At 34.4% G+C, this 14,139-nt stretch carries 14 protein-coding genes and 1 pseudogene; all 15 read right to left on the bottom strand.

Features of this window, described 5'->3' with window-relative positions; all coding sequences use genetic code 11:
* Positions 1 to 190, bottom strand: a 190-nt coding sequence (locus tag JN09_RS07320) for a hypothetical protein (protein ID WP_204434419.1), incomplete at its 3' end; no start/stop codon positions are given.
* Between the two features lie 118 nt (positions 191 to 308).
* On the bottom strand, positions 309 to 608 hold the full coding sequence (locus JN09_RS07315) for a helix-turn-helix domain-containing protein (protein WP_204434417.1): 300 nt from the start codon (positions 606 to 608) through the stop codon (positions 309 to 311).
* A 763-nt stretch (positions 609 to 1,371) separates the two neighbouring features.
* Positions 1,372 to 3,714: a heavy metal translocating P-type ATPase gene (locus tag JN09_RS07310; RefSeq protein ID WP_204434415.1), complete on the bottom strand. Its 2,343-nt coding sequence runs from the start codon at positions 3,712 to 3,714 to the stop codon at positions 1,372 to 1,374.
* 14 nt (positions 3,715 to 3,728) lie between these two features.
* Positions 3,729 to 4,094: an ArsR/SmtB family transcription factor gene (locus JN09_RS07305; protein ID WP_025724738.1), complete on the bottom strand. Its 366-nt coding sequence runs from the start codon at positions 4,092 to 4,094 to the stop codon at positions 3,729 to 3,731.
* Between the two features lie 404 nt (positions 4,095 to 4,498).
* Entirely contained in the window at positions 4,499 to 5,356 is an 858-nt protein-coding gene (locus tag JN09_RS07300) for a metallophosphoesterase (protein ID WP_204434423.1), read from the bottom strand.
* Between the two features lie 38 nt (positions 5,357 to 5,394).
* Positions 5,395 to 5,690: pseudogene (locus tag JN09_RS07295) on the bottom strand (recombinase family protein).
* 148 nt (positions 5,691 to 5,838) lie between these two features.
* Positions 5,839 to 8,163 carry an RCC1 domain-containing protein gene (locus tag JN09_RS07285; protein WP_204434411.1) on the bottom strand — a complete coding sequence of 775 codons (2,325 nt, stop codon included), beginning with the start codon at positions 8,161 to 8,163 and terminating at the stop codon, positions 5,839 to 5,841.
* Between the two features lie 139 nt (positions 8,164 to 8,302).
* The gene (locus JN09_RS07280; RefSeq protein WP_204434409.1) at positions 8,303 to 9,589 is read right to left on the bottom strand and encodes an SPFH domain-containing protein; all 1,287 of its coding nucleotides are present in this window, start codon (positions 9,587 to 9,589) and stop codon (positions 8,303 to 8,305) included.
* A gap of 55 nt (positions 9,590 to 9,644) precedes the next feature.
* The gene (locus JN09_RS07275; RefSeq protein ID WP_204434407.1) at positions 9,645 to 10,406 is read right to left on the bottom strand and encodes a zinc ribbon domain-containing protein; all 762 of its coding nucleotides are present in this window, start codon (positions 10,404 to 10,406) and stop codon (positions 9,645 to 9,647) included.
* A 4-nt stretch (positions 10,407 to 10,410) separates the two neighbouring features.
* Positions 10,411 to 10,638 (bottom strand): helix-turn-helix domain-containing protein, encoded by a 228-nt coding sequence (locus JN09_RS07270; RefSeq protein WP_204434405.1) that lies wholly within the window; start codon positions 10,636 to 10,638, stop codon positions 10,411 to 10,413.
* A 334-nt stretch (positions 10,639 to 10,972) separates the two neighbouring features.
* A complete protein-coding gene (locus JN09_RS07265; RefSeq protein ID WP_204434402.1) occupies positions 10,973 to 11,788 on the bottom strand; it encodes a ribonuclease III domain-containing protein in 816 nt (271 codons plus the stop codon).
* Between the two features lie 702 nt (positions 11,789 to 12,490).
* Entirely contained in the window at positions 12,491 to 12,808 is a 318-nt protein-coding gene (locus tag JN09_RS07260) for a phage holin, LLH family (RefSeq protein ID WP_204434400.1), read from the bottom strand.
* Positions 12,801 to 13,229, bottom strand: coding sequence for a phage holin family protein (locus JN09_RS07255; protein WP_204434398.1), 429 nt, complete (start codon positions 13,227 to 13,229; stop codon positions 12,801 to 12,803). Before JN09_RS07255 ends, JN09_RS07260 begins: the two co-directional genes overlap by 8 nt.
* Positions 13,226 to 13,876: a hypothetical protein gene (locus JN09_RS07250; protein ID WP_204434396.1), complete on the bottom strand. Its 651-nt coding sequence runs from the start codon at positions 13,874 to 13,876 to the stop codon at positions 13,226 to 13,228. The genes JN09_RS07255 and JN09_RS07250 overlap by 4 nt, the downstream gene beginning before the upstream one ends.
* Positions 13,876 to 14,139: hypothetical protein (locus JN09_RS07245; RefSeq protein ID WP_204434394.1), on the bottom strand; the 264-nt coding region annotated here is incomplete at its 5' end. The genes JN09_RS07250 and JN09_RS07245, both read right to left, overlap by 1 nt.

Here is a 14,139-nt window from a genome sequence, read left to right as displayed (position 1 = left end):
TAGAATAGATGCCCATTTCTCTAAAACACTGATACATTAAGTAACTTGATACTATCCATCCTGTATCATTGAATATATCTTTTCTAACTGCTCTATACCCTTTTTCAGGATGGATAGTATGGTAATTATTAATGAGCTGTTTGAGTGTTTCTTTTGTTTCTTGTCTTGGTGTTTTAATATCTATTCTCATTAACCATCTATAATATCCACTCCTACTAATTCCGATATATTCACACAAGTCGTTTATATAGTATTTAACTCTGAACTTATGGACCAAACTATACTCATAATTTAGAAGTTGTTGTTTTTTAAGTATTTGACATCCTCCGAGCTATAACCTTTTTTAAACGTTCTATTTCTACTTTCAGCATGAGTATTTCATGCTTTAAAGACTCAATTGATGCTTCTTCTTGATTCGTTGGTATTTTATCTTTTATTTTTCTTTTGGTTATTAAACCACTGATCCCTTCTGTTTGATACTTCTCTACCCACTGTCTTTGTGTTTTGGCAGCGACGTTATATTCCCTCATAATGGATTTTTTACTGATGTGATCATTTAATATCATCTTAACAATCTTTAGTTTGAAGTCAACACTATACTCATTCATAGCTTTCTGCTCCTTATATTTTTATATTATACAATATGTTCTTTTAGGTGGTACCTATGTGTCCCACTTTTCCGTAGCAGAGCACTTTATAGAGCGATTTAGATAAATTGAAAAAGCAAAATAAGATGTCAAAATATGTTTACCCAAACAAACCTCGACTATCATTTTCAGTCCATTTGAACAAAAAATATGTTCCCACAATGATATGCGTATGTTCCCACAATGGCTAAAAAATAAAAAAAGGCAATCTTTACCCTTTGATAGGTAAAATCACCTTTTGTTATTATATATGAACGGCTTTGTTAAGCGGTTTTTAATGAAAGCAATACGATAGACTCAACGTGCGTTGAAAAAACCATATTGCTTGCAAAATCAACCTTGTGTGTATTGAAGTAACATCAAAATCGACTAAAATATGTTTCCCCTTACATGGTTGAACTGATGGCTAAAATACCAAAGTAACATATTTTTTGGTTTTTATGCTAAATTGCCAATACGAACTACACTCATTTTATCTCATCACCTAAAGAGTATTCAAAAGGGTTTAAGTCCTCCGTCACTTTACTGTCTAAGGTTTTGAGGTTTAATACAACTTTAGCACCCTAGCCTTCAAATCGTGTAAAAATTTTAGCACCCTAGTGTCATATATATGTAATTTTCTAGCACCCTTAATTTATGGCTTAATGAAGCTGTTTTTATTAGAGACTTGTTAAAAAACATAACCGTAAATTGAATAAACTCTAATAAGTTAGTATAATTTAAGTTAATTATTTATTTTATAGTTATATTTGAGTACCCTCATTGCATTTAGTACTGCTAATAATGACACCCCGACATCAGCAATCACGGCTTCCCACATAGTTGCGATTCCGACAGCTCCTAAGGCTAGAAACAAGAGTTTAACTCCTAATGCGAAGTATATGTTTTGCCATACAATCTTTCTAGTTCTTTTTGCCACAAAGACCGCAGTACCTATCTTAGAAGGTTCATCATTCATAATCACGACATCAGCTACATCGATGGCTGCATCGGCACCGAGTCCACCCATAGCAATTCCAATATCAGCTCTCGCTAATACTGGTGTATCGTTGATACCATCACCTACAAAGAACAGCTTCCCTCTGCTCGATTTTTGGAGTAATAACTTCTCTACAATATTGAGCTTATCTTCAGGCAACAATTCGCTATGAATTTCATCGATATCTAACTCTTGTCCAACTGCATCAGCAACTAATTTCTTGTCACCAGTTAGCATGACAGTTTTTTTAATGCCTAATGACTTCAACATTTTGATAGCTGCTTTTGAGTCTTTCTTTATCTGATCTGAGACAACAATATTTCCAACATATTTTCCATTGATAGCGATGTATATAATTGAACCCAACGAAACAGATTCCTTGAATTCAACACCTTCTCTTTTCATCAATCTAGCATTCCCGATTGCAATGATATCATTTTGATAAGTTGCTTTTACACCGTGTCCAGATATTTCTTCAACATCAGTAATTAAACTTTGATCTATTTCTTTATTGTATTTATTGACGACTGAGACAGCGATAGGATGATTAGAAAAACTTTCCACATAAGCTGCTTTTTCAAGCAACTCTTCTTGTGTTGCACCATTAGCTGTATTGATTTCAGTCACTGTAAACGTTCCCTCAGTCAATGTGCCAGTCTTATCAAAAACTGCAATCTCAATGTTATTTAATGCTTCTAGGTAGTTTCCACCTTTAACTAAGATACCATTTCTTGATGCAGCTCCAATACCACCAAAGAAACCAAGCGGAATCGATACAACGAGTGCACATGGACACGAAATAACTAAGAATATAAGTGCTCTGTAGATCCATTCCTCAAAAGTTGCACCTTGTATAACGAGTGGTGGTATTACCGCAATCAAAACAGCCAACGAAGTGACAATTGGAGTATATACTCGTGCAAATTTAGTGATAAAATTCTCGGTTGGTGCTTTTTTGCTGGTTGCATTTTCAACCATTTCAAGTACCTTAGAAACAGTTGATTCGCTTGCGAGTTTGGTAACTTTAACGGTCAATAAACCATTGATATTAATACAACCAGAGAGTACCATCTCACCTTTTGTAACATTTACAGGCACAGATTCTCCTGTTAGAATTTTTGTGTCAATTGTGGAAGCTCCTGACAACACTTCACCATCAAGCGGAATTCTTTCGCCTGGTTTAATGATCATTATCTCTCCAGTTTGAACGTCTTCAACACGCATTTCCACAGAAGTGTTGCCTTTTTTAATCGTTGCGACATCAGGTCTGATTGACATCAATTTTTTTATGGATCTTCTGGATCGATTGACTGCTACGTCTTGGAAAAATTCACCGACCTGATAAAAAATCATAACTGCAACTGCTTCAGGATGCTCTCCAATAGCAAATGCACCCATAGTTGCTATCGTCATTAAGAAGTTTTCATCGAACACCTTACCTCGATATATGTTATTGACTGCCTTCAGTACAACTTCTCCACCGATGATGAAATAACTTAGTATAAGTAATACATAACGAAAAACCGTTCCTTCAGCAATCAATAATCCTCCAATAAATAGTAAGATACCTATACCGAAGATGATTAAATCTTTCGTCATTGATGATTCTTCATCCACGTGATCTTCATTCTTCACATTTGATTGTGCTATCGTTACGCCGGGTTCAATTTTATCAATAATTTTTTGAACCTTTTCTTCTATACGTTTTTGATCTAGCGAATTTTTGAATTGAAGTGTCAGTTTTTTTGCTATAAAATCAACGTTGGCACCTAAAATTCCTTCGGTTTTGTTTAATTTTTCTTCAATCTTAGCCGCACAATTTGCACAGTCTAAACCATCTATTGCATAAATGACATTTGGGGTTAGTTCACATACCTCGACATCACCCTCTTCATCTTTCACAATTTTTTTAATCGTGTCAAATAGTCTTGCAGTATCAGTTGAATCCGCAACTTGTACCTTGATTTCTTTTGTAACAAAGTTTAAATAACCTTCCTCAACTCCGTTTAACTTCTTTATCTTTTGTTCAATCTTATCTGCACAACTCGCACAGCTAATTTCTGATAAACTATATTTAATCTCTTTCATGTTTTTTCTCCATTCTACTTATGTTTTAGATGATTCATTGCTTGAGTTATTAACACGTGGACGTGGTCATCGTCAAGCGAGTAATAAACAACATTCCCCTCTTTTCGGTATTTAACCAAACGATTCTCTCTTAAGGTTTTCAATTGATGTGAGACAGCGGATTGACTGACATTGATCACAGCAGACAGATCGCACACACACAACTCGGTTTCTTTTAATGCCAATATGATTTTCATTCTTGTGGGATCGCTAAATGTTTTGAAGAACAAAGTTAGCAGTGAAATAGATTCATTATCTAGTAAGTTTTTATGGGCTATTTCTATTTTTTCAGGGTGAAGAACATTACATTCACAAAACTCTATTATATCTTTTTGATCCATACTAATCTCCTATCTATATGAGCGCTCATTCATATAGATATATTGTATCACAATAAACTACGGAGTCAATAAAAACAACTTCTTTAGATGTTTCCACATTGATTTCGATATGTTTCCACATTGGGCAAAAAGTAAAAAAGAAGTATTTAACCCTGATTTAAGAGGTTAGATACTTCTTCTATTATTATATGAATGGTTTTGTTAAGCCGTTTTTAAAGAAAGCAATACGATAGACTCAACGTGAAATACTTAGACTATTTATGGAATAAGTCAATAAATCGTAAGATATCTTTATTTATCAATGTTTACTCGTCGTTTTTCTTTTCTATGTCATCTGTGCTTACCTTTAAGAAAGTAGGCTATTTTGTTTTTATGCTTCAAAATACCCTGTAAGCTAGGTTTTATCATTGAGAATATAATTGGACAATAACCACTTCTGGCCTGTTATTAATTCTTACGGGAATTATGCTGTTTCCAATACCACGACTGACAATCATCGTAGTATTGGCTTCATGATATTCTCCTGCATCATATTTTGGGAAGAACCCCTGATTTGGAGCAATAACGCCCCCTATAAAAGGAATTCTGAACTGCCCGCCATGTGCATGACCACTGAGAACTAAATCAATGTCATTTTTTACATATACTCCAAAGAATTCTGGTCTGTGCGACAATAAAATCTTGAACCCATCTTTTAAATTCATATTGTAAAGTTTAGCCTCTAGCATGCTCTCTTGAAGGTAAGGAGCCTGATCTGAAAAATCAGGATCGTCCAAACCAATCAGTTGAATGCTGTCTTTATCATTCGATATTGTAATCACCTCATCACGTAATACAGTGACACCTGCGTCGAGCAATTGTTCTTCCAGTTCATAGTAGATATCTCCAATCCATGCCTCATGGTTGCCTGTCACATAATAGCACGGAGAAATTTTTACCGCCTGTTGAATAAACTTTATTGCAATGTCTATGTCCATGTGATTTGAATCTACCAGATCACCAGTAATAACAATGATATCAGGATTCTCCTCTTTCAAGATTTTAATTGTTTTCGAATTATCCTCTCCAAATTCTGAATTATGCAAATCTGCAATCTGTGCAATCTTATATCCTTCAAATGCAACTGGCAAACGCTCCAAAGTTATCTTATAACGAGTGGTGCCTATTGTAAGATTACCCCAGACGGTTATACCTCCAAAAACAGCCAATAAGATTAGAATTGTAATTATGATGATTCTTTTTGACTTATTATTATTTTTCATTTTTTTCAATCCAAGTAACCTCCATAAATCCAAATTTGCTATTTTCTCTTAGAACTGTACTTTTTATTTTTTCTCTGGTTGCCATCTTCACCCTTTATAACATTACTTCTATTTGCCTTCTCAATCTGTACTGCCTTAAACTGTTCATCACTTATAATAGAAGGATTATTATCTTCAGAAATATAATGAGCTTCGTACTTCCCTGAATTTAATAGTCGAACTATTCCTATATATTTTTCATTACTTAACATTACATCAATTGTCCTTTACTCCACTTATCTTTTCCAGTTGGGGATTTAATACCAAGCCTTTCTAACTCTTCAATTATTCCTATAATACTTTTGCCTTGAAGGTAAAAATCAAATATTAGCTGTACATTTTTAGCCTCTTCATATCGTGTAGAAGTTTTAGCACCCCTAAATTATGGCTTAATAAAGAGATAATTAATAAAAGGCTCGTGTATTCATTGTGCCAACCAATCACTAATCATTAGGAATCCATTTTCCATATAGTTCAATATTTTGTGCTGGCATAAGACTAAATGAATATAATTTAGAAAACATCTCATCAGTATACCAACCACCAAATGTATAACCTTCCCTAATAGGAATATACTCTATGATTGTTTCGTTAAGTCGATAAGTGTCAATCTTAAGAATCGTAGATTTTTTTAGATTTTGAAGTTCGGTCGGAGACGAGTAAAAGTTCCAACCCCATGCAAATATTCGTCCTTTTGAGGTAATAGAAAGTGAGTCGTAAAAACCACCAACAAATTCAATAATAACCTCATCAACACTTAAATCAAAATTGCTCGTAATCTCAATTGGGATAGCCTTAGATACTGTAGTCCCATCACCAGTTTGTCCGTACAAATTATGCCCCCACCCAAATAAATGATTCTCTGAAGTGATTGCAAATGCATGTGATCCCATTGAATAAGCTTTGACAATTGTTTCTCCACTAGCTAAATTAAAATATGAAGTAACATCCGTTGGTACTTTCTTATCCGCATAGGTACCGTCTGGATGCTGAGCTGCATTGCCTGTTCCCCAAGTAAAAATCCTACCTCTTGAAGTTAATGCTAGCGAATGTGCAAGTGATGCACCAAGAGAAATTATTCTTTCATTCGAATATAGATCAAATAACACATTGAACATCACAGGAACCATTTCATCTGTAGTTGTTCCATGTCCTAGTTGTCCTACGTTATTTCTACCCCATGAGAAAACTCGTCCAGTTGATGTCACTCCAAGAGTGTGGCTGTCACCGACCGCGAAATTTATTGTTTCACCCGCAGTCATTCCAAAATAACCCGTTATGTTGACTGGGATAATTTTATTCATTTTTGTGCCATCTCCGAGTTGACCATATTGGTTATTCCCCCAAGAGAAAATTCGTCCGCTAGAGGAAGTGGCCAAAGAGTGATCTCCTCTCTCGCCTGCAAAAACGTTAATTATTTTTTCATTGGAACTAAGATAGAACCACTGAGTTATATCAGTTGGGATGGACTTGTCAACCGTTGTTCCATCTCCTAAAATCCCTGAATTGTTTTTACCCCACGAAAAAACTCGACCTAACGAAGTAAGAGCAATGCTGTGATGACTTCCTGCTTCAATTTTCGTTATAAGCTCACCATCAGAAAGATTGAAGTTCTCAGTAATATTCACAGGTGTACTCTTATCTTTCTTAGTCCCGTCACCAAGTTGACCATAATAATTCATTCCCCAAGAATATACTTGTCCACTACTGGTAATTGCTAGGTAATGAACTCCTCCTGATATAATTTGAACAACATGATCAGGAATCAAATAGGAAACTTGATATTGAACATCTTCTTCTATAAATTGAGCTACATATGTTTTATCACCTGTAACTGTTTCTATTTCTGGAGCCCATCCATTAAAAGTATATTTGAATTCATTCGTTGAATTCTTTGATGGTGTATTTCCCGTGTAGATAGGGACAGAACCCCACAAGACTTCATCTGTTTTAATAATTGTTCCGTCTTCATACTGCCATGTTATTGTATATTTTTGCTTAGTAGGGTCATCATCATCACGCATTGAATAGGTGATGATTATCAACACATCTTTATCAAACACATCCCCATTCTTAAACGTGTCTGAACCATTGATAGTTACATTTTTTGTAGAACCAGGTTCAGTAATATCCCAAATGATATCATAAACAGGGACAGTTTCGATATTGATGAATCCCCAATCTTGCAGAATTTCGACTACTTCCTCAAAGTTTTTTCCTACAAAATATGACTCAGAATTTACTACATCGACTTTATTCAAGTCAATTTCGCTTTCTGTAAATACTGCGGTATATACTTTTTCACCCGTGACAGCAACTACTTCTGGAGTCCATCCACTAAAGGTATATTTAGTCTCGTTAGTAGATTCTTTATAAGGTGTATCACCTGTGTAGCTAGGAACATTACCCCATAGTACATTTTCGGTTTCAATAATGGTTCCATCTTCATATTGCCAAGTTATTGAATATTTCTGTTTTGTCGGATCATTTGAAGCCTTCATTGAATACGTGACTATAATTGAGACATTTTTTTCATAAATATCACCCGATGAAAAATTTTCTGACTCGCCAATTTTCACACTTTTTGTTGTACCTTCTTTTGTAATACCCCAAATTATGTCGTATACCACTTCAGTTTGAATGTTTGTAAATCCCCAGGATTCAAATTTTGCAACAACATCTTCGTAATCTGTTCCAACTAGTGAAGATGAGGATGATTTTACTTGTGCTTCGTTATCATCAAGTTCAACTGTTACTTCACATCCCATTAAAACAAAACCTAAAAATATCATCATCACTAAAAAAATACTTCTAATCGTTTTCATTAGTTCCTGGTATACCTAATTTAGTAATTATATTAAACACGGCATACTCCCCCTTCTCTATCTTATGAGTAACATTTTGAATTTAAATTTTCGGAGGAAATATTCCTGACAGTTCGCTTTGCAAACTAGCCTTCTGCCATTCGGGCATGCCCTCTTTCCAAACAAAACTATCCGGACTTAAATTACCACTAACTACCATACTTCTTAAAGTATCCAGGTCAAAAGGACCAACAGGTTTTCCGTCTTTTGAAACATAAAATGTAGTAATTGGTACTGCAGGCGGAACACTTTGTTTTGTACTATTTTGATTGATAGAATTGTCAAAAGTTCCAGCGATATTTTTACCAACTGCAGAACCAACAGCCATACCAGCCATCATTGAAACTGGGTTAAAACCTGCGTTTTGTCCGCCTAAGTCAATATTCCCAGCACCTTTCTCTCCCATCTTACCTAAGGCTTCTGCCCCAGCAATTCCTACTTGACCGCCAATTTCAGTCTGATAAGCACCAATATTGGATTGTCGAGTCCCCATGCGTTGAGAATACTGTCCTTCTTCTCTTTTAATCCTTAACTCTTCTTGATAGTTATGAAGTTCAGTTTCTGCTTTAATGGTTGAAATATCCTTAGTAACTCTTTTGAGTTCAATATATGATTCATTGCCTTTATCAACTTCGATTGTACTAATATCAATACCCGTAACTGATATGCCAAAAAGATCTAAAAGTCTATCTTTAACATATAATTCCACTTTTTCATTGATAAAATCAATCTTCGATTCAATCGCAATTACTGGAATATCGTGTTCAGATGATGCATTTGTAACAACTTCTTTTACATAACGTGTTACAGAAGCATTTATCTTATTCTTGAGGTCTTCAATATTGAAATTAACCATTTGATGATAGTTACCGAATGTTTTATAGTCCTCCACATTAAATGTCAAGGCTCCTCTAACCGCAACAGGAACAGGAAAGTCTGGAAATCTCGAATCTACAACATCAAAATAGGGAATACCAAATCTAGTTTGAATCGCTATTGATGTATTAATGAAAAAAACCTCTGCTTGGAATGGAGTATCACCTTCATACCATAGTCCAATAATTGAAGATAATATAGGGAAGTTTTTCGTTTTCAGTTTTTCATCAAATGGACCAACGATAAAGTCCTGCATTGTACCGTTTTTTTGTTTATACACAAAAACAGCAACCTCACCAGTTTTCACCCTTAATATGGAGTTAGTCCTAATTGCTGTTTCTCTTTTTGAATCCCTCTCATTTACTCCATTTGGATGCCATTTCCAGACCAAGTAATTAGTTTCATCGCATCGGATTACATCACTGAATCCACCTTTTTTTCTTAAAAAACTCATACGTAAGCTCTCCATTCTTATTATGATTTGTTAATCCATTTTTTGTTACAACAAACTATTCCTTCTCTTCCTCTTCTTCATCTTCATCGCTATCAGAGCCAGAAGTATTTTTCTTTTGTGAACCCCAATGAAAAATACCTACACCAGCAAACAAAGCAAAGAAACCCATCATACTCACCATATAGAAAGGTGAATCTTCATCACCTGATTCAGATCCCATAAAAAATCCAAAAATGAGCATAGCTATACCTATAACGAATAATATTGCCCCTAAAAAATACTTCCATCCTCGTTGTAAATTTCTGTTAAGTGATTTATTTTTATACGATCTCATTGTTTTACCATATAATTTATCTACATATTCAAACTCTGATGTGTTACCAAAAGATAGCTTTGCTTTATGATATGTTTGCTCTAACTTAGACTTCCAAGCTTCTTCACATCTAGAATCGGTTGTCAAATTTGATATAGCTAAGATAAAAAACTCATAAATATCTTCTTTTGTGTTAGGAATATAAAAATTGCTAATTAAATCATTTTTTTTAGCCACAGAATTTGTTTTTTCTAATTTCTCAGCCAGTTCTTTGACAACATTTGTCACATTTGAACCCCTAAGCTCGTAACCACAATCTTTGCACTTGTGTTCAAATGAATCTAACCGAGATCCACAATTTGGGCACTTATGAATTTTTCCATCAAAGATTATTTTTCTTTTTGAATCAGAAGCAGATTGTTCACTAATTTCAACCTGACTACCGCAACTATTACAAAACTTTGAACCATCTTCTAATTGTTTGCCACAATTTGAACAAAACATACCATCACCCCTTATTATGCTTATTATTGTCAATTTTTACAGCATCACAAATGTCTCCAATATTACAATTGAGATACTCGCAAATCCTCAATAATACAGAAAGGGCGACTTCTTCGTTTCTTCTAAGTTTAGTCATTGTACCCGTTGCGATGTTTAGATCTTTTCGCAAATCTGCTGGTGTAATATCTTTTTCAATTAGAACAATCCACAGTTTTTTATAACTGATATCCATATTATCCAGCACCTTTCAATTGCAATATACTTAAATGATAGCACAATAGTATTAATTTCACAATATGAACATGCGAATTTTTCGCAACTTATTGCGAATTGTAATATTTTAGCTACATTTGATATAATAATTTCTACTTTTAAATACTTTTTTCCGATATGTTTAACGACAATGATAAAGAAAAATGCCCATAGTTTTTGCTATGAGCATGAGATATCTAATTTATCCTTGAATAAAAAAGTACTTGTATGCGGAATATTACCATAGCCTAGTGTCATCTGGGAAGCTTTTCTATATCATGGTAATCCAAGTACCCTTTAGGCATTCGTTTTAATTATTCTTCTTCAGGTTCTATACCAAAGAAGTCACACAAAACAAGATAAGCGGCATACCTTTTGGCACTCTTTTTCGACTTAGAAAGTGCTGTTTTTTGAATGGACCAGCTTCTAACATAACAAGTACATGACCACCAATACTCACCATCATCATACACTTGTTCATCAGGAATATCGTATTGTGGTATGGAGCATCTGCCACTTTCAGCCAATTCTTTAAGTGTGCTGACTGCATTATCCTGTGTTAGATTTTCTTTTAGCTCATCCATGCCATCTTCTACATCATGTAATTGATCATCAATTTGGAGCATGAATTCCACAGAGTTTTGGAGCTCATCTGGATCCCAGTCACTGTCGATTGCGATGGCACCAAGAATAGCTTCAAATAAATCAGCTTTAACTTTTTCTTGAGTCCATACCTTGTTATCGATGTCGCTTTGTCCCAAGTACATCATGGACTTGAAACCTAGTTCTTCAATTCTTTTGGCGAGATTTGCATTGCTGACGATTTCCTTTTTCAGCTCAGTAAAGTCTTGCTCGTTTCTATGAGCCTTAATGCAATATTCATCGTTATCTTCTTGCTCATCATATGTATCCGTTTGAGACTTGAAAAATCCGTATCTTTCAGCAATAACTTTGGTCACATAAAAATCCAAAACTCGATCGCCTAAAAACTCTAAAACCTCATTGTTCTCCCCACCATGTTCAGCTGAATAAGACTTTCTTGTGAAAGCTTGAAGCAACAAATCTGTGTTCTTAAAATAGTAACTACATTTTCTTTGTACATCATCGATGTGTTCTTTTAAATCCTTCATTTGATTTCCTCCTATGATTTGTCCGAGAAAATAAAAAAGACCTCCCGATAGAATAGGCATACTCCTGCATAGGTACACTTATCCCTTAAATAGGTCTTATTAAATCAAAATAGTACTTGTAAGACTTTAAGCATATTAACTCCCGCTTCCCGAAAGAGTTAATATACAAATCGCGTTACTCAATTACTTTGAGGAAATAATTCCCTTACCTTATCGGACTACCTTTAATATACAATAAAAATGTCCATTTGTCTACATCTCTATATTGAAAAAAGCTTCGTTGTTGAGGCTGTTTAACGTTAAATGATAATTTCTCATCCATTTTTAAACTTGAACTTAATCTTATTGTCTTTGTTTACGACCGCTTCGTTTACCATCGTATTCCAAAGAATTGGTTCAAACTCTTGGATTAATGATTGCTTGTGCTTGATCTATTTAACGAAAGATTTCATCGCTCCTCAATGGTTAATGGCATCTTTTTTTGATTTTGCCGGTATAAAATGAAAAAACCTCATAAAAGGATAATTTTCCTAATACGAGGTCTTTGGTAGTGCGCAATTAAATGGCATAAAATAGACAAAAATAAAAAAAGTAGCATAACAATCGGAGTGGGTACCGAAGTGTTATGCTACATAATTATTATATCAAATTTATACATTTAAGTCAATTTAAAATGGCTTTATATGGCTGTAAAAGTCATTTTTATTTTGGTTTATTAATTTGGTTAGAAACATCTATAATCGATTCAATAATTCCATCAATAGTACCCAGATCAATTGTAATCTTCTGATCAAGCAGGAACTGACTTATATTTGAGATCACGTATTTCTTCTTTTGATCGCCTTTAGTATAATTCTTTTCTGCATCAATACAAAGCTTTCTAATTTGCTCTTCAACTTTGATAAACGTTTCAAAGTATAATTTTGCTTTCGAGTTTCTTTTTGACCAGTAACCTAATCCGATAGACACAAGTGAAAGTATCACACTGAAGATGGTCGTTATTAATTCTGTATTATTCATCTTTCTTATCCTCACCTTTACTTAGCACTTCAAGTGCATTTTTAATCATTCTAGGAACAGGCAATCCTGCAAGCGTTGAGTTTTCTAGGATACTTACACCTTCCATCGATATGAAGGCGATCACAGCTCCATCTCTTACAAGATTCGTACCTAATACAATATCTAGCTGTTCAGCTAAAGCAACTAGAAACAGAATGAATATTTTCTTAGCTAGTCCTTTAATACCAGCTTCACTACTCACTCTGCCATTTTTTGTTTTACTGCTTTTCTTAAACACGATTGCTAAGATTAAACCAGATAGAAAATCAATAATCATGAAGATTATGAGTGCGATTAACAATTTATCAAATCCTCCAAATAGGTATGAGGCTAAGGAACCTAAGGATCCTACAATTGTTAATATTAAGTATTTAACTTTCAAGTTCTCAAACCTTCTCTAATTGTAATTATTTCATCAAGATATGTTTTTAACTGGGTTAAGTGGTCAGGTGTGTTCAACTCTTTATCCCAGTTCTTTTTATGTTCAAATACTTTGTTTAACCACACCTCATTTAGGTTTACATCGTATTTTCCTGTTTCTAAGTATTTCTCTAAAATACCTCTGATTCTAATAATGTGATAGCTTCTTTTGACTATCACATTTTCAACATTGACGAGTTGATTGAAATACTCAATGACTGCATCTAGGTATTGAGGTAATACATCTTCAAACTTCAAGGCGGTGATACTGTTATATTCCGTCTGATAACTTGGATTTAGATAGATTAGATTATCTGCCATGTTGATCACATCATCCGAATGAATCAGGTTGTAAAGTGGCAATGTGTCATTCATAGACTGTCTTTGTAAAAAGTTCTCATATCCATAAGCGAATATATCAACACCTTCAATTGAAGCATGAATGATGCCATTGAAGTTACTTAAAACTACCGTTAAATCTGTGTCAGACTTTTTTTGCTTTGTCTTGTAGTTATCTGAACCGCAGTAATAAATAAACATCACTTCATTCATAGCAAACATGTTCACAACGATTTCTGTTAGCTTGCTGTTGGTAAACTTTCTAGGCATCATACATCCTCCTCTACTTCTACATCATCCGTTGATTGTTCAAATCCCTCAACATTTTCTTTTAGCCAAAGATATGCAATACCTCTTGGATCTTCGTTGATGAATAAATCAAAATCGACATCTGGCACTTCAATATCTACGACTTCTAAGGGTTCACAATGATTAAACCTTTTATCCTTTGAAATGTAGGATGCGACACAAAGTATAATCTTTCTACTTCGATAATTAATGTTGATACCGATGATACGGTGATAACTAACATC

It is taken from the genome of Paracholeplasma morum (assembly GCF_016907055.1).
GTDB classification, from domain to species: domain Bacteria; phylum Bacillota_I; class Bacilli_A; order Acholeplasmatales; family UBA5453; genus Paracholeplasma; species Paracholeplasma morum.
This window is presented reverse-complemented; position numbering and strand designations above follow the sequence as displayed.